This window comes from Nocardia sp. NPDC041819 (genome assembly GCF_055590505.1).
Genome location: NZ_JBVJAP010000002.1, coordinates 708,697 through 726,089, shown reverse-complemented (window position 1 = coordinate 726,089; position 17,393 = coordinate 708,697). Strand labels below are relative to the sequence as shown.

General features: G+C 70.9%; 10 protein-coding genes. 8 read left to right on the top strand and 2 right to left on the bottom strand.

The genetic code is table 11. The features are described from left to right. A partial coding sequence (locus ACZ6DL_RS10050; RefSeq protein WP_466050192.1) for an IniB N-terminal domain-containing protein occupies window positions 1–2,823 on the bottom strand: 2,823 nt, incomplete at its 3' end. A 298-nt stretch (window positions 2,824–3,121) separates the two neighbouring features. Between ACZ6DL_RS10050 and ACZ6DL_RS10045 the strand changes: the two genes are divergently transcribed. From ACZ6DL_RS10045 to ACZ6DL_RS10020, 6 genes are all read left to right on the top strand, one after another. Continuing rightward, window positions 3,122–4,906, top strand: coding sequence for an Hsp70 family protein (locus ACZ6DL_RS10045; protein ID WP_466050191.1), 1,785 nt, complete (start codon window positions 3,122–3,124; stop codon window positions 4,904–4,906). Next, complete coding sequence (locus ACZ6DL_RS10040) at window positions 4,899–7,484, top strand: LuxR C-terminal-related transcriptional regulator (protein ID WP_466050190.1); 2,586 nt, start codon at window positions 4,899–4,901, stop codon at window positions 7,482–7,484. The genes ACZ6DL_RS10045 and ACZ6DL_RS10040 overlap by 8 nt, the downstream gene beginning before the upstream one ends. A gap of 45 nt (window positions 7,485–7,529) precedes the next feature. Continuing rightward, window positions 7,530–8,633 (top strand): hypothetical protein, encoded by a 1,104-nt coding sequence (locus ACZ6DL_RS10035; protein WP_466050189.1) that lies wholly within the window; start codon window positions 7,530–7,532, stop codon window positions 8,631–8,633. 160 nt (window positions 8,634–8,793) lie between these two features. Beyond that, window positions 8,794–10,152 (top strand): S1 family peptidase, encoded by a 1,359-nt coding sequence (locus ACZ6DL_RS10030; RefSeq protein ID WP_062977969.1) that lies wholly within the window; start codon window positions 8,794–8,796, stop codon window positions 10,150–10,152. Window positions 10,153–10,327: 175 nt separating this feature from the next. Then, a complete protein-coding gene (locus ACZ6DL_RS10025) occupies window positions 10,328–11,590 on the top strand; it encodes a S1 family peptidase (protein WP_466050188.1) in 1,263 nt (420 codons plus the stop codon). A gap of 138 nt (window positions 11,591–11,728) precedes the next feature. Further along, a complete protein-coding gene (locus ACZ6DL_RS10020; RefSeq protein ID WP_466050187.1) occupies window positions 11,729–12,616 on the top strand; it encodes an NRDE family protein in 888 nt (295 codons plus the stop codon). Window positions 12,617–12,685: 69 nt separating this feature from the next. Here the strand turns inward: ACZ6DL_RS10020 and ACZ6DL_RS10015 are convergent, their stop codons facing one another. Next, the gene (locus ACZ6DL_RS10015) at window positions 12,686–13,393 is read right to left on the bottom strand and encodes a DUF8020 domain-containing protein (protein WP_466050186.1); all 708 of its coding nucleotides are present in this window, start codon (window positions 13,391–13,393) and stop codon (window positions 12,686–12,688) included. A 460-nt stretch (window positions 13,394–13,853) separates the two neighbouring features. On the opposite strand from ACZ6DL_RS10015, the gene ACZ6DL_RS10010 reads away from it, so the two are divergent. Then, complete coding sequence (locus ACZ6DL_RS10010; RefSeq protein WP_466050185.1) at window positions 13,854–17,045, top strand: (Fe-S)-binding protein; 3,192 nt, start codon at window positions 13,854–13,856, stop codon at window positions 17,043–17,045. Between the two features lie 41 nt (window positions 17,046–17,086). Beyond that, window positions 17,087–17,389 carry a hypothetical protein gene (locus ACZ6DL_RS10005; protein ID WP_466050184.1) on the top strand — a complete coding sequence of 101 codons (303 nt, stop codon included), beginning with the start codon at window positions 17,087–17,089 and terminating at the stop codon, window positions 17,387–17,389. Window positions 17,390–17,393 lie beyond the last annotated feature (4 nt).

Below are 17,393 nucleotides of genomic sequence, written 5' to 3'. Positions count from 1 at the left end.
ACCGAGACCGGTCGACAAACCGCTCTCCAAACCCGCGCCCGCGCTTCCTGCCGCACCGAGACCGGTCGACAAACCGCTCTCCAAACCCGCGCCCGCGCTTCCTGCCGCACCGAGACCGGTCGACAAACCGCTCTCCAAACCCGCGCCCGCACCGACCGCGCTGTCGATTCCGGTCGAGAAGCCGGAGCCGAGCCCGGCACCCGCTTGCGCACCCGCATCGAGCCCGGCCGACAGGCCCGAACCGAGACCCGCACCTGCCTGCGCACCGGCATCGAGCCCGGCCGACAGGCCCGAACCCAGTCCGGCACCCGCCTGCGCTCCGGCGTCGAGGGCGCCGGTGAGTCCGGTTCCCAGGCCGGTACCGGCGTGCGCCGCACCGTCCACGCCGGTGGACAGCCCACCGCCGAGGCCGGTGGACAGGCCCGTCTCCAGTCCGGTCGCACCGTGGACCCCGGCATCGAGCGCCCCGCCGAGCCCGCTTTCCAGGCCCGCGCCGACCTGCCCGCCGGTGTTCAGCGAGCTCTCCAGTCCGCCACCGAGTTCCGCTCCGGTGCTCACGGCCGCGCCAAGACCCGTCGCGAGGCCGGTCTCGAGACCCGCCGTCGCTTGCGTTCCCAGGTTTCCGGCTCCGCCGACGGCCGAGGAGAAATTGCTTCCGAGTCCGGCGGCCGCATTCCCGGAGCCTTGTGCCGCGGTGTCGATTCCGCCGGTGAGCCCGGCCGTCGTCTGGCCCGCGCCGAGCGCGCCGCCCAGACCGGCCTCCAGACCGGAACCGATCTGCGCACCCGCGTCGGCCGCACCGTGCAGTCCGGTGGAAATCCCGGCACCGGCCTGCCCAGCGGCACCGAGGCCTGCGGTCAGACCATTCGCGGCGTCCACAGCGCCCTCGAGACCGGCACCAGCCGAGCCGCCCGCATGCAGTGCCGCATCGGCAGCGCCTTGCAGGCCGCCACCCACACCGGCACCGAGACCAGCCGTCAGATCAGTCGCCGCATCCGCAGCGCCACCCACCGCGCCGTCGAGGCTCGCACCCGAGCCGGTCGCCGCGTCGACAGCGCCCCCGAGACCCGCACTCACACCGGAGGAGAGGTCCGCGGCGGCACCCACCGCGCTCTCGAATCCCGCGGTCAGGTCAGTCGCCGCACCCGCGGCGCCCCCCAGACCCGTGGCGGCCTCCGCCGCACCACCGAACGCGCCACCCAGACCCGCGCCGAGTCCGGTCGTCGCATCGACAGCGCCCTCCAGACCCGCACCGAGTCCTGTGGTCACGTCGGTCGTCGCGCCCAAACCACCCTCGAGACCCGCACCCACTCCCGTGGAGAGGTCCCCGGCACCACCGACTGCGCTTTCGAAACCCGCACTCAGATCGGTCGACGCACCGGCGGCACCTCCGAGACCTGCGTCCAGACCCGTGGTGACGTCCGCCGCACCACCAACCGCGCCCTCCAAACCGGCGCCGAGGCCGGTCGTCGCATCGACGGCACCTCCGAGACCCGCGCCGAGTCCGGCACCAACCTCCCCAGCGGCACCCAGGGCCGCATCCACACCCGTCGTCAAACCGCCGGCCGTATCGACAGCGCCCTCGAGACCCGCACCCACACCGGTTGCCAGATCCGCCGCACCACCGACAGCGCTTTCCAGACCCGCGCCGAGGCCCGCGCTCACGTCGGTCGCCGCGCCCAGACCGCTCTCGAGGCCCGCGTTCAAACCGGTGCTGATATCCGCCGCGCCTCCTACCGCGCCTTCCAGGCCGGCGCCGAGACCCGTGGTGATGTCCGCCGCGCCACCGATGGCGGTTTCCAGACCGGCACCGAGTCCGGTCGTCGCGCCGACAGCGCCTTCGAGGCCCGCCCCCACACCGGCGCCGAGGTCGGCGCCCGTCTGCACGCCGCCGCCGAGGCCCGCGGTCAGGTCGGTTGCCGCGCCCACCGCACCTTCGAGGCTCGCGCCGAGCCCGGTCGTCAAACCGGTCGTCGCGTCTACGACTCCGCCCAGCCCCGCGCCGAGACCAGCGCCCGCCTGCGCACCGGCGCCGAGCACGGCATCCACACCCGTGGTCAAGCCGGTCGCCGCGTCCACCGCGCCCTGGAGTCCAGCGCCGAGGTCCGCTGCCCCGTTCACCGCACCCTCCAGCCCGCCGCCCAGGCCCGCCGCCGCGTCCACCGCGCCCTCCAGGCCCGCGCCGATTCCGGCGCCCGCGCCGACTGCCGCGTCGATACCGGTGGAGAGGCCGGTGCCGAGTCCCGCGCCGATGTTTCCCGCGCCTTCCGCGTCGGTGTCCAGGTCGATACCCCCGCCGATGCCACTGATCACCTGCGCGCCCGCACCGAGCAGTCCGCCCACGGCGGCGGACAAGTCGGCACCCGCGTTCACCACGGTGTCGAGCCCCGCGGCAAGTCCCGCGCCCAGACCCGCGCCGAGTTCCAGCCCGGTCTCGATCGCGGTGTTCAGGCCCGCACCGACGTCGACGCCCGTACCGATACCCAGGTCGACGCCGCCGCCCGCGCCCAGGTCCACTCCGAGATCAGCACCCAGGTCGACTCCGGCATCCGCCACTGCCGCCACACCCACGGTGCTCGCAGCGCCGACCGCGGCGGCGGCACCGGTCTGCGCGCCTACCGCCACGATGGACTGCAACTGCGAACCGCCGGTCACCAGCGCCGACTCCGCGACCATCGGAGCGCAGAGGGCGATGTCCTCCGGCGTCACCGCGCTCAGGCCCGCGGCGGCCAGCGCCTGGGTCGGGTTGGCGCAGTAGGCGACCGCGGCCTCGTGGTTCCGCAGCAGATCGAGGATGAACTCCAGAATCGCATTGGGTGTCATGAGAATCTTCTCCTGAGTCCCGGCGGACCTCGCTGATCCGCAGTCGTTGGAATGCAAATCACGCTAGGAGCGCATCCCGTTACGCCGAAACGGGGCGAACCCCTACGACCTGCCGGGGGCACTCGATAGGGGCCGGAGCGGAATTAGGGGAATTTCCCTAAACGATCCCCTAACGAGGTAACGGCTGATGGCCAGCAACCGACAGAACGGTTGCGTCGGCAACTACTACGCCCAGCGCACCAGCACGGACACACAGCAGCGACACCGGACCAGACAGTTTTTCGAACGGGGTTCTCGAATGACACAGCGCCTGGCGCTCGGCATCACTGTCGGGGCGTCGAATTCGGTCGCCGTGGCGGCAACGGAAGAGGGCGACGACGGCCTCGGCCCGTCCGGCGGCGGCTATCTACGCTCGCATCCGAGCGTATTGCGGCTGTCGGAGGACATGGCGCCCACGCTGGGCGGGGGCGCGCGCTCCACCGGCCGCCATTCCAGCGACGTCCTGCTGGAGGGCTTTCTCGCCAGGGTCGGCGACCCGGTCGGCATCCTGGCCGAGGACGGCTCCTCTTATTCCGCGCCCGACCTGGTGGCGACCGCGATCGGATGCCTGGTCGACGAGATCGCCGCCGAGACGGGACGAAGCGGCGCCCAGGCGACGGTCGCCTGCCACCCGGCGTGGTGGTCGCGGCACACCGTCGACATCCAGCGCGACGCTTTGGAGCGGGCCGGGCTCGGCGAGGTGACGCTGGTGCCGGAGCCGACCGCCGCGATCCGCTGGCTCGACGCCGCGCACGGTTGGGCCGACGACGGCGCGGTCATCGTCTTCGATCTCGGCGCGACCGGCTCGACCGTCTCTGTGGTACGCACCGGCGAGCACGCCAGCCTGCTGGGCACGCCGCTGCGCAACACCGACGTCGCCGGCGCCGAATTCGATCTGCTGACCATGCGCTATGTCCTGGCAAATGCGGTGCTCGCCGCGGATTTCGATCCGTTCGATCCGGTGGTGGAACGCGAATTAGCGGCTTTGCGTGAGCGCTGCAGAAAAGCGAAAGAAGAGCTTTCCATAAACACCGCGACGGTTGTTCCGGTTCGGCTGGACCCCGCGGATCCGCACGGCACCGTGCGGCTGGTGCGCGGTGAACTGGAAGACCTGCTGCGTGGACCGCTGTCGAGTGCGATGGACCTGATCCGCGACGCGGTGCACCGGGCCGGGCTCGACATCGGCGATGTCGGCCGCGTCCTGCTCACCGGTGGGGGCGGCGCGATCCCCCTGGTCGCCGAGCTCGTCTCCACCGAATTCGGATTGCCCGTCGTGGCGGCTCCCGATCCGGAGCACACCACCGCCCGCGGCGCCGCGCTGCTGGCCGCCGATCTGCTCGCCGCCGAGACCGACCAGCTCCCGATGGTCGATCCGGTGGTCGAGGACGAGACCGTGCCGCAGCCCAGAGCGCTCCCCTCGGCGGGACTCGCGGCGTTGCCCGAGGATCGTCCCGCCCGCCGTCGCGCGCTGACCAGCAGGCAGCGTCTCGCGGTCGTGGCGGGCACCGCGGCCGCCATCGGCCTGCTGGCCACCGGCACCCTGGCCATCGGCACGGGCATCCAGTCCGGCCCGAGCACTCCCGCCTCGACCGAGCAGTCCTCCACCGGCGCCGCACAGGTCGCCGCGACGACGGGAGCGCGGACGAGCGACCCGTCCGCACCGTCCGGCGTCGCCGCCACGGACTCCGCGAGTTCGCCCGGGCGGGCTGGCGCCGGGACGTCGCAGGCCGGTTCGCCCACGTCCCCGGCCCAGGGCACCACCGTGGCGGTGGTGAACAGCGAGCAGAGTCCCGATCAACCCGCCCCGGCCCCCGCCGCGGACTCGCCGGCGCCGCAACCCGCGCCGCAGCCGCAACCCCAGCAGCCTTCTCCCGCTCCCGCTCCCGCGCCCGCGCCGGCGCCCACCAACCCGTCGCCGCCCACCCAGCAGCAGCCGCGGCCCACCCAGCCCACCGCGCCGAGCCTGCCGACCGGCGTGCTGGGCGACACCCTCGGCACGGTGCTTCGCGCCCCCGGCGAGATCCTGGGAGGCTCCGGTGGCTGATACCGCCTTCGACACCCTCCCGTGCGCCCGCGACATCTTCCGTGATCTGGATTCCCCCGACGACCAGCCGGTGGTCTACCTGATCCGCGGCCGGTCCCAGACCGGCAAGTCGACACTGCTCGCGGAGATCCGGGCTCGCCTGCGCGCCAGGGGCGTCCCGCTGCAGGACGACCTCACGGCTTTCCAGCACGCGCGCAACGGCGCGCATTCGCTGACCCGCACGCCGGCCACGGTCACGGGCGGCGCGGCAGGCGTGACGACCGATACCGCCCGCCCGGCCCTGATCATCGACAACGCCCACACGCTCGGCCGGCTCGATCTCGAATATCTCTGCGCCGCGGTGGAATCCGGGCATCGCACGATGGTGATCGCCGCCCAGCCCCGCCCGCACGATCCGCGTCTGCGGATGCTCGCCGACGCCGTCGCCCGGCGCGGTCGCGTCGTGGACCTCCGCCCGCTCGGCGTCGCGGACATGGCGCCGTTCGCCAGGGAACTCGGCATGATGGTGCCGCGCCAGGTCGCTCAGCACATCCACCTGCAGACCGCCGGTATCCGCGGCGGTGTGGTGGCCGCGCTCACCGCCGCCTGCTCGGCGCGCCTGGACGCGGGCATCTCCGCCGTCGACACGGCCGTCGCCGCGTGGGCGCGCGGGTTGCTGGACAACCTCGAGCCCGACCTGCTGGAGACCCTGGTGGTGGCCACCACGGGCACGGGTCTGGATTCCAGCGAGCTCACCGAGGTGCTCGGCGTGGAACAGTCCGTCGCGCAGGATCTCATCGACCGAGCCAGGGCCAGCGCCCTGGTGACCGATGCCGACCTGCTGCTGGAACCCGCCGTCGCGCCCCTGCGCACGCTGCTCGGCGACCGCAGGTTCGTCGCGGTCGAGCGCCGGTTGCTCGGCGCCCGGTTGGAGGCGGGCCTGCTGCGCGACCGCACCGCGCTGCAACTGGCCGAGTCCGGCGTCCGGGACCCCCGTCTGGCCGACTTCCTCGTCGGCGCAGCGGAGCAGGCGGGCCGCGACGCGGTTCGCTACTACGCCGCCGCCGCGGCCGCCGGAGCCGAACTCGATCTGATCGCGCTGCGCTGGGCCGAGGCCGCGGCACGGACCGGTGACGGCGACACGGCCATGCGGCTGGCCGAGCCGATGCTGGCGCGCTCGGGCAGCACCGGCACGGAACTGGCCACGGCGGTGCGGATCTGCGCGGCGGTGCTCACCCGACGCGGCCTGGTCGGTCGCGCGGCGCAGCTGTACACCTGGCTCGGCGGGCACCGCGTCGGCCCGGACTGGGCCGTCGGCGCCACGGTGTTGTGTCTGGCGGGCGACGTGCCGGGCGCCAGGGAGATGTCCTCCTCCTCGACGAAGTGGCCGCCCACCGAGGCGGGCGCGCACGCGCGGCTGATCGCGACCGCGCTCGCGGACACCATCGAACCGGGCAACAACACCGCGGCGGCGGTATCGGCGCTGGTGCAAGCCGCGCCCGCGGACGCGGGCGTGGACCGCTTCCTACCGTGCACGGCGGCCTCCATCGCCACGCTGCTCTCGCTGGGCACCGGCGAGCCCCGCCGCGCCCAGGACGCCTTGCGGCGGGCCACCGCGAGCGGGCTGCGCTGCCATCAGCTCGACGTGCTCGCGGCCTGGACGTCGATGCTCGGCGGCGACGAGCGCGCCGCCGCGGCCACCGTGGCCGCGCTCGACCACGACCGGCTCGATCTGCGCGACCGGCTGCTGGCGCACGGCGTGGCGGTCGGCCTCGCCCGGCGCAGCGGCGATCACACCGCGCTGGCGCGCGCATGGCAGGAGGCGTATCCGCTGTTCGACGACGTGCAGGCCGACCTGCTCGCGCTGCTGCCGATCGGCGAACTGTGGCTGGCCGCCATCCGGATGCGCGACGAACGCCGCATCACGCCCCTGGTGGACGCGGCGCTCGCGCTGCTGCACCGCTTGAACGATCCGCCCGCGTGGTCCAACGCCTTCCACTGGTACGGCGTGCAGGCCGCGATCGCGCACGAGAGCCCCGAGGCGCTGTTGCCGCACGCGCGAGCGCTGAAGGCCGCGGCCGAGGCGGGTGACCGGCACGCCGCCGTGCTCGCCGACGCGGGCCGCACCTGGGTGCTCGTGCTGCGCGGCCAGGTCGCCACCGCACCGGTCCACGCGGCGGTCGCCGCACTCACCGAGATCGGCATGAACTGGGACGGCGCCCGGCTGGCCAGCGAGGCGGCGCTCGCGGCGCCCGACTCCGCGACGGCCACCGCGCTGCTGAAGCTGGCCCGCACGGTCCGCGCCGACGCCCGTCCGCAGGAGCCGCAGCCTCGGCCGCAGGCCCCGGCCGCCTCCAACGGCGAGGCCGCGCCGCCGCCCACACCGCCGCAGGCCACGATCCTCAGCGAACGGGAACGCGAAGTGGCGGAACTGGTTCTGCTCGGGCTCACCTATCGCGAGATCGGTGCGCGCCTGTACATTTCGGCGAAGACGGTCGAGCACCACGTAGCGCGCATCCGACGCCGGGTCGGTGCCCGTTCCCGTTCGGAGCTATTGTCGATGCTCCGCGCCATGGGACACGGTTCGCTTCTGGTGTGACCGGGCGCGGTTCATCAGCGGGAACGCCGAAGCAAGGTAGGTGAGATGGCCACTGGGGTGGGCCTGCGCGTCGCCGAGGACGAGTGCACGGCTGTCATCGTCACCGACGGTGACGAGGAGCCGCGGTACATCGTCCGCGAGTCGATCCTGCACATGTCCGAGGACGGGGACGCCGCGTTGGGCGGTCCCCCGCCCACCGGCTCCCATTCGATCACCGGTTTCGTGTCCGCCATGGGCGACCCCGCGGGCATCCGGGTCGACGACGGCGAGGCCTATCGCGCCGAAGATCTCTTCGCCACCGCGATGTTCTGCCTGATCAACCTGGCCGCCGAGCATCTCAGCGGTCCGGCCGAGTTCTACGCGACCTATCCGCCGGACTGGCCCGCCGAATATGTGCGCTCCCTGCGCGACGCGCTGGACTACCTGGGTCTGCGCTCGGTGCTGCTGGTCAGCGAGGGTGAGCTGCCCAGCGCCGAGACCGGAGCAGGCGGTACGTCGTTCGCCTACGACGCGGCCAGAGGGGCGCTGGCGGCCGTGCTCGCCACCCCCGCGGGCGCCACCCCGCCGGACCCGTCCACCGCGGAGAACTCGACGGTGGACACCATCGTCATCCCCGCGGTGCCCGCCGCCGACGCGCAGCCGCAGGCGTACTCGGCCGCCATCCCGATCTCCGAGCCGGTCGTGACCGCCGAACCGGAACCGGCCGAGAATCATTCGCCGCCAACGGTTCCCGCGAAGGATCCGAGGCGTACGCCGCTACTGATCGCGTGCGCCGCCGCGATCGGTCTCGTGCTCGGCGGCATCGTGATGGCCATGCTGTTCAGCGACGGCGACGAGACACCGGTGCCGCCGCTGCCGGACGCCAAGTCCGAGCCGACGTCGGTGAGTCCGGCCCCGCCTCCGCCGCCGGTCGTCACCACCACGACGTCCACCACCGAGCCCGAGCCGCCGGTGGTGATCACCGAGACCACGACGCCGGAGCCGACGACCACGACGCCGCCGCCCACCACCGAGCCGCCGAGCACGACGCCCACCACGACCACGCGGACCACCAGCACGCGGACCACTACGACCACGACCAACCCGTTCGGGCAGCAGCTGCCGCAGATCCCCACCATCCCCGGCATGGGAATACCGGGTAGTCGGTGATTAGTAGCGTCCTAGTCGGGTTTGTGGCTTAGAGTGTTGCGCTGACCGTGTTGTCGGATGAATTTCCGCACCGGTCGGTTGCTGGACGAAGGCTGTGCGCCAATGGATTCTGCCGTGGCCACGGATTTAGCTGGCACGTGCGTGCCGACGAAGGGACTTCATGCGCAAGTTGGTGGCGCGTCGCGCCGCGGTCAAAGCTGTCGCCATCGCATCGACCGTTCTTTTGGCTCCCTTGTTCGGCACGACTACCGCCTCGGCGGTTCCCGAAGCCCCCGCGCAGCTCGCCGCGGACAACCTCCCCCCGGAATTGGTGCAGGCCATCGCCCGGGATCTGCAGATGACGCCGACGGAGTATCTGGACCGCGCCGCGCGCGCCCAGCAGCTGCGTGACTACGCGCGCGATTTCCGTTCGGAGCGACCGGATTCCTTCGCGGGCGCCTGGATCGGCGCCGACGGCAAGCCCGTCATGGCGGTCACCTCGCTGGACGCCGCCAAGATCGTCGCGGCCGACGGCTATCAGACCCGGCTCGCCCCCGTCTCGGCGGACAGCCTGGAGGGCTCGCTGGTACAGCTCAACCAGTGGATCACCGGCCTACCGCGGGAGATCTCACAGGCGATCAACTCCGTGGCGATCGACTTCTTGAACAGCCAGCTGGTCCTCAGCGTCGCCAACACCCCCGCGGGCCACATGCTCAACCTGCCCACCCTGCTGGCGAACATCAAGGTCATCCTGTCGCCGAACAGCGGAGGCCCGGTCGAGCGCAGGCCGATGGGCGGTGACACCTACATCAGCGCGCCCGGTTCGCTCGCCGACTCGTCGCTGCGCGCCGTCGACGTGTGCTCGTTCGGGTTCAACAGCATCGACGCGTCCGGCAACGCGCTGAACATCAGTGCGGGCCACTGTGATCCGAATCTGGGCAAGGGCAACCAGGAGGCGGGTGTCTACCTGCCGAACGTCCGGGACATCCCGGCCAGCCCCGAACTGGGCACCTTCGTGCGCGCCTCGCTGGGCGGGCAGTCCGCGCTGGACTACTCGGTGATCAAGCTGAACGAGCGCGCGGTGCGGGCGGGCATGGACCAGCCCTCGGTGCGCGGCGCCAACGGCACCACGCTGGCGATCACCGGCACCGCCGACCCGATCACCGGCGCCCCGGTCTGCAAGTCCGGTCAGTCGTCCACCTTCACCTGCGGTTTCGTCGTGGCCGACCGGGTGGAGACCCAGCTCTTCACCGCCGAGGGCGAGAGCAAGACAGTGCGCGGGTTCGCCAGCTCGGCCTGCACCCTCGGCGGCGACAGCGGCGGCGCGATCGTGTCCGGCACACTGGCGCTGGGCATCACCAGCGGTTCCAACGCCGCCGACGCGCCGAACTGCAACGAGGCCAATGTCGCTCTGGCGCAGTACGGCGGCACCGCTTCGCTCGGCATCCCGATCCGGGCGATCCTGGCCGATGTCGACGCCTCCTCCGGCGGCGGTATCGGCAGCGGGATCGCGGTGCGCACCAGGCCGAACGCGGGCTGAGCGCGCGCCCGAATTATGTGGCAATGCACATATCCCCGGTCGACGGGCTATGAGGGAGTCGAGAACCTCGAGATGAGTAGGCATACCGCGCCAAACCCCATATAGTCTGCTCATGCTCCTGCCACGTATAGGACCTCCACGCTCGACTGCGCGACAGACCGTAATCCGAAAGACAGTGATCGCCGCCTCGGCGGCGATACTGCTGTTCGGACCCACTGCGGCGGTAGCGACGGCTCAGCCGGACCAGGCTCCCGGCCTCCCCGCCGAACTGATCGCCGCGGTGACTCGCGATCTGAAGATCTCGCCCGACGAGTACCTGCACCGCGCGGAGCTGGCGCAGCAGGTGGCCGCGTTCGCCACCACCGCCCAGCGGCAGTACCCGGCCGCGTTCGCCGGCTCCTGGCTGGACGACGCGGGCAAGGCGGTCGTGGCACTGGCCCAGGGTCCCGGCGCCGACGATGCGAAGAAGGCGGCCGAGTCGGCCGGTTTCGAGGTCCGCAACGTCGCCAAGAGCGAAGCGGCCCTGCGTGGCGAGAAGAGCGCGTTCGAGCGCTGGCTGGAGGGCCAGCCCGAGGCGGTGCGGTCGCTGGTGCGCGGCGCGGTGGTGGACACCATGAACAACGCGATCGCGGTGCGCGTCGACCAGGCGGGCCTGCCGATGCCGAACTTCATCGACCCGGCACGTGTCATCGTGATGGCCCCGCCCGTGGCGGGCGAGCAGGGCACCCTGCAAGCCGGTGAGATCGCCGGAGAGGCGCGCGGCGCCCTCGCGGGCGGCGACGGCTTCGCCTCGGTCGCCGGGCGCAGCTCGCTGCGCTGCTCGCTCGGCTTCAACGGCACCGACCGCAACGGCAACACGGTGAACATCACCGCGGGCCACTGCAACCCCGACATCGCGTCCGCGGGCAGCGGCAACGCCGCGGGCGTGTACGAGATGAACGGCGACCGCCTCGGCGCGCAGCTCGGCGTCTTCCAGAAGTCGGTGCTCGGCGAGCAGGACTACTCGATCATCCGGGTCAACGACCAGGCCAAGGACCGGTTCGCCAACAACGGCGTCCGTGCGCCCGGCGCGGCTCCGATCGCCGTCGACGGCGTGGCGACTCCCGTCGTCGGCGCCCCCGTGTGCAAGTCCGGTGCGCGCACCGGCTTCAGCTGCGGCGTGGTCAACGCCGTCGACCAGACCGTGCAGGTCGGCGACCGGGAGCTCACCCAGAGCTTCTCGGCCAACATCTGCGCGCTGCCCGGCGACAGCGGCGGCCCGATCGTCACCGGCCGCCTGGCGCTCGGCATCTCCAGCGCGTCGTCGGTGGCGGACTACCCGATCTGCGAGATCCCGAATCTGATCGGCGCTCTGACCGGCAACGTGCCGCAGCTGTTCGCACAGCCGGTGCACGTGGTGCTCTCGGACAACCCGGGGCTGCGCGTACGCACCAACTGACCGCAGGACCGCGAAAAGGCCGGCAGCTGTTGAGCTGTCGGCCTTTTCGCCGTCTCAGAGTCCTTCCACTGCCCTTGCGCGGCCTCCCGGGCGGGAAACGCCGCATGGACCGCGGTGGCGGTCCGGCATTCTGGTCGCATGTGTTTGGTGTTGATCGGCTGGCGCGCGCATCCGGATTACCGGTTGATCGTGGCCGCCAACCGGGACGAGTTCTACACTCGGCCGACCGAGTCCATGCGCTGGTGGCCGGAGACGCCCGGCCTGCTCGCCGGACGCGACACCGGAGCCCCCGGCCGCGCCGAGGGCGAACCTCCCGGCACCTGGCTCGGCTTGAGCACCCAGCCGCACGGCAACAACCGCTTCGCGACCGTCACGAACGTGCGCGATCCCGCCGATCAACGCCTCGATGCCCGTTCCCGCGGCGCGCTGCTGCTGGATTTCCTGCGCGGCGCCGCCGACCGCGGTACGGCCGGGGAGTTCCCCGGGCCGGAGAAATACGTCCTCGACGTCGCCGCCGCTCCCGACGACTACAACGGCTACAACTTGGTCGTGTCCGACCTGCGCACGCTGTGGTGGCATTCCAATCGCAGCGCCGTGGAACCGAGCGAACTCGCTCCGGGCTTCCACGGGCTCTCCAACGGCACCTTCGTCACGTCCGGGGGTCCGAGCCTGGGGGAAGAGGATCTGAGCGCCCCACAGCCCATCTGGCCCAAAGTCGGTGCGGGCCTGACCGGGCTGCGCGAGATCGTGCGAACCGATCCCGGTGCGGTGGACCGCTACTTCGAGGTGCTGGCCGACCGGATCGAGGCCCCCGACGAGCGGTTGCCGCGGACCGGGGTCCCGCACGAGCTGGAGCGGGCGCTCTCGGCGAGGTTCGTCGCGCACACCGTGCACGGCACCAGAGCGAGCACGGTGCTGGTGGTCGGCGAGGACGGGACGTTCGAGATGGTCGAGCGCTCGTTCGGCAGGATGGGCGAGGAACTGGGCGAGGTCGTCGTCCGCGGCCTGCTCGATCTCACCGGGTGAACGAGCGGCGGCCCGCCCTCCGAGGAGAGCGGGCCGCCGTGATCTGACGATCGGGGTGGGACCGAAGGCTTAGTTCGGCTTGTCCGCCCACTTCGTGGTGCCCTCCGGCGCCTGCAGCGTGTTGATCAGGTCGATCCCCGCGACAGCCAGCATGGGGCCACCGACCGCCACGGTGCCGAGGATGCCGCCGATGCCCGCGCCCGCGATCGCGGCCGGGATGCAGCCGACGCCGAGGAACGGCAGGCCGAGGATGCAGCCGATCACCGCACCGCCGATGACACCGATCGCGGTGCCGAGGAAGCCGCCGACCGCGGTCGCGATGCCGAACTGGCTGGCGAACTCGTTCTGCGCGCGCTGGTTCTCGATCGGCGAGGCGATCGGCTGCGCGACGACGTTGACGGCGTTGGCCTGCTTGTCCTTGGGCACGGCGACACCCTGGTCAGGCGTCAGTTCCAAGACGGTGTTGTCGTCCTTCACCACCGGCTTCACCGGAACGACGGTGTCGGCGACCTTGAAGGCGATCGGCAGCGTGAGGACCGCGTTGCCCTGCGAGTCCTTGACCCGGTAGACGTCGTCTTCCTTGACGTCCTCGGAGGATTTCGCCAGCTCGAAGGTTCCCCCCTTGAGCGTCGCCACGACGGTCTTCTCCACCAGCTTGACCGAGTACCGGATGGGGTCGGCGGCGGCCGGTTCGGCATCGGCATGGGCGGTCCCCAGTCCGATGGTCATCGCACCGATGACCATCGCGGCCGCCGCGGTGGTTCTGCGGAATTTCATTCAGTTTCCAATCCATCATCAGGTCGTACGTCACCACTGGTCTTCAACACGCGAGAGCTCTATCCAGCACATCCGGGTGTCGGCTCCGGATCCTCCCCGAGCGGTGCGAAGACGGTCGCAGTGATCAGAACGTCGTGAGCCTAATAGAAGGGCGCGTTTTAAGCGAGATCCCTTATCAGCCATGGGGACTAAGCCAATCCTTACCGACTGGACGGGATGGTTCGGCGTTTACGGTGGTGAACAACCGGTCGGCAGGCGGATCGGAACGAATTACTGTGACATTGATCACAGGTAAATAATGGGTCAAGCCCCAGCATATGGGGCTATAGCCGAAAAGCCGATCGTACGATGGACATGGTTGTTACTGGCGGGTAACTTACTGCCAGTTAGGATACGAGCGAACCGAGGCGGTAGCGGAAACCAACCGCGACTCGGGGTGCCTCTAAAGAAAGGTCGCGACATGAATGCCCTGACAGTGACGCTGGGCACGATTGGGGCGGCGCTCAGCCTCCTGTGTTGGGCGTCGTTCATCGGCGGCGTCCGCAATATCGCGCGCGCCATCATGATCGGACAGCCCGCTCCGGATCGTTGGCGGCCCTTCTTCCCGCGCTTCAAGCAGATGATCGTGGAGTTCCTCGCGCACACGCGGATGAACAAATTCCGCACCGTCGGCTGGGCGCACTGGCTGGTGATGATCGGCTTCATCGGCGGCGCCATGCTGTGGTTCGAGGCGTACGGGCAGACCTTCGACCCGGCGTTCCACTGGCCGATCATCGGCGATCTGGCGATCTACCACCTGTGGGACGAGATCCTCGGCATCGGCACCGTGGTCGGCATCCTGACGCTGATCACCCTGCGCCAGCTCAACCACCCCCGGCTGCCCGAGCGGCTTTCCCGCTTCAGCGGTTCCAAGTTCGCCCCGGCCTACGTCATCGAGGCGATCGTGCTGCTCGAGGGCCTGGGCATGATCTTCGTGAAGGCGGGCAAGATCGCCGCCTACGGCCACTCGGATCCTGCCACCGACTTCTTCACCATGCAGGTGGCGAAGCTGCTGCCCGCGAACACCACGATGGTGGCGCTGTTCGCTTTCGTGAAGCTGATGTCCGGCATGGCGTTCCTGTACTTCGTCGGCCGCAACGTCACCTGGGGCGTGGCTTGGCACCGCTTCTCGGCCTTCCCGAACATCTACTTCAAGCGGGAAGAGGACGGCGGCGTCGCGCTCGGCCCGGCCAAGCCGATGATGTCGAAGGGCAAGCCGGTCGACATGGAGACCGCGGACCCGGATACCGACACCTTCGGGGCGGGCCGGATCGAGGACTTCTCCTGGAAGGGCTGGCTGGACTTCACCACCTGCACCGAGTGCGGTCGCTGCCAGTCGCAGTGCCCCGCGTGGAACACCGGCAAGCCGCTGTCGCCGAAGCTGCTGATCATGTCGCTGCGCGACCACGGTTACGCGAAGGCCCCCTACCTGCTGGCCGGCGGCCGCAAGGACATGGGCGGTGACGAGGTCGGCCTGGTCGACGCCGAGGGCAACCCGGACGAGGCCAAGCTGGCCAAGATCTCCGAGGCCGCCAAGGCCGAGGCCGAGCGGCCGCTGGTCGGCGGCGCGGACGTGAACGGCATCATCGATCCCGAGGTGCTGTGGAGCTGCACCACCTGCGGCGCGTGCGTCGAGCAGTGCCCGGTGGACATCGAGCACGTCGACCACATCATCGACATGCGCCGCTACCAGGTGCTGATCGAGTCGGAGTTCCCGTCCGAGCTCGCCGGCCTGTTCAAGAACCTGGAGAACAAGGGCAACCCCTGGGGCCAGAACGCCAAGGACCGGCTCAACTGGATCAACGAGCTCGATTTCGAGGTCCCGGTCTTCGGCCGGGACGCCGACAGCTTCGACGGCTACGACTACCTGTTCTGGGTCGGCTGCGCGGGCGCCTACGAGGACCGCGCCAAGAAGACCACCAAGGCGGTCGCCGAGTTGCTGGCCACCGCGGGCGTGAAGTTCATGGTGCTCGGCGCGGAGGAGACCTGCACCGGTGACTCCGCTCGCCGCGCGGGCAACGAGTTCCTGTTCCAGCAGCTGGCCCAGCAGAACATCGAGCTGCTGAACTCGGTGTTCGAGGGCGTCGAGGATCGCAAGAAGAAGATCGTCGTCACCTGTGCGCACTGCTTCAACGCGCTGAACAACGAGTACCCGCAGGTCGGCGGCAGCTACGAGGTCGTGCACCACACCCAGCTGCTCAACCGCCTGGTGCGGCAGAAGCAGCTGATCCCGGTGGCGTCGGTGTCGCAGAACGTCACCTACCACGACCCCTGCTACCTGGGCAGGCACAACAAGATCTACAACGCGCCGCGTGAGCTGATGGCCGCGGCCGGTTCGAACCTGGTCGAGATGCCTCGCCACGGCGAGCGGTCCATGTGCTGTGGCGCCGGTGGCGCGCGGATGTGGATGGAAGAGCAACTCGGCAAGCGCGTCAACATCGACCGGGTGGAGGAGGGATTGAGCACCCTCGCCGCGCCTTCTGGTCGCTCCGCAGGCTCCGCTCCTGGGAAGATCGCGACCGGCTGCCCGTTCTGCCGCGTGATGCTCACCGACGGCGTCACCGCGCGCCAGGAGAAGGGCGAGGGCGAAGGCGTCGAGGTGGTGGACGTCGCGCAGCTGATGCTGGACGCCATCGAGCGCGTCGAGCCCGCCGTGCTGACCGAGAACCTGACTGTCATCCAGGAACCGAAGGCGCCCGAAGCGGAACCCGAGCCGGAGCCCGAACCGGTCCCGGCCGCCGAAGCGCCCGCACCGGCCGAGGCCGCGCCTACCGGCGGCGGTCTGGCGATGAAGGGCCCCGCGAAAGCGCCCGGCGGCGGTGGTCTGGCCATGAAAGGCCCGGCCAAGGCCCCCGGCGGCGGCCTCGGAATGAAGGGCGCGGCGAAAGCGCCCGGCGCGAAGGCTCCCGCCGCGGAACCTGCGGAGACCGAGGCCACCTCGGCGCCCGCCGCTCCGGCCAAGGGGCTGGCCATGAAGGGTCCGGCGAAAGCGCCCGGTGGTCTCGGAATGAAGGGTGCGGCCAAGGCGCCCGGCGCCAAGGCGTCCGCGGCCCCCGCCGCCGAATCCGCGCCCGCGGCCGCCGAGACCGAGGCTCCTGCGGCCAAGCCGGTCAAGGGGCTCGGTTTGAAGGGTGGCGCCAAGGCGCCCGGTGGCGGTCTCGGAATGAAGGGTGCGGCCAAGGCGCCCGGCGCGAAGGCTCCGGCGTCGGCTGCCCCGGCGGCCGAGGCAGCGCCCGCAACGACCGCCGAACCGGCTGAAGCCCAGCCGGCCGAAACCAAGGCGACCGAAACCGGGCCGACCGAGACCAAGCCCACGGTGCCCGCCAAGGGGCTGGCCATGAAGTCCGGCTTCAAGCGGCCCGGCGCCAAGGCCCCCGGTAAGCCTGCCGCGGCTCCCGCGGCGTCGGCCCCGACGGACGCGGCTCCCGCCGAACCGGCTTCGACGCAGGAGGCTCCCGCGGAGACTTCCGCGGCGCAGCCCGAACCCGCTGCCGAACCGGAGCAGTCCAACGGCGTGACCGGCAACGGCGCATCCGAAGCCGCGCCGCCCGCCGCCAAGCCCGGCGGTCTCGGTTTCAAGGCCGGTGCGAAGGCGCCGGGCCGGAAGAACTGAGCCAGGAGCTAGCTCCACACCGACATCGGCCGGGTCCAGAAATGGACCCGGCCGAGTCATATCAGGGGTTCACGATGTCACGCACACTGACCGGCATCGACGACGATGCTCTCGCGCTCGCCGCCGCACTGCGGGAGGTCGCGAACCGACGTGCGGTCTCGAAGGTGTTCCAGCAGCTGCGCACCAGTGAGACGGATCTGTCAGCCGAGGCGATGAAAGGCGAATGGCACCAAGACCTCGACGACCGCCGAGGTGCCGGGGCGACCGTCCTGCGTGTCGACAGCCGGTGTCAGATGATTACCGACATGACCGGTCAGCCGCTTCGGCGGCTCGGGACGAGCTGACGCG

Excerpts from the sequence above, each read along its gene's own strand:
- ACZ6DL_RS10045 (WP_466050191.1), top strand. The coding sequence starts at position 3,122 with ATGACACAGCGCCTGGCGCTCGGCATCACTGTCGGGGCGTCGAATTCG.
- ACZ6DL_RS10035 (WP_466050189.1), top strand. The coding sequence starts at position 7,530 with ATGGCCACTGGGGTGGGCCTGCGCGTCGCCGAGGACGAGTGCACGGCT.
- ACZ6DL_RS10030 (WP_062977969.1), top strand. The coding sequence starts at position 8,794 with ATGCGCAAGTTGGTGGCGCGTCGCGCCGCGGTCAAAGCTGTCGCCATC.
- ACZ6DL_RS10020 (WP_466050187.1), top strand. The coding sequence starts at position 11,729 with ATGTGTTTGGTGTTGATCGGCTGGCGCGCGCATCCGGATTACCGGTTG.
- ACZ6DL_RS10015 (WP_466050186.1), bottom strand. The coding sequence starts at position 13,393 with ATGAAATTCCGCAGAACCACCGCGGCGGCCGCGATGGTCATCGGTGCG.
- ACZ6DL_RS10010 (WP_466050185.1), top strand. The coding sequence starts at position 13,854 with ATGAATGCCCTGACAGTGACGCTGGGCACGATTGGGGCGGCGCTCAGC.
- ACZ6DL_RS10005 (WP_466050184.1), top strand. The coding sequence starts at position 17,087 with ATGGACCCGGCCGAGTCATATCAGGGGTTCACGATGTCACGCACACTG.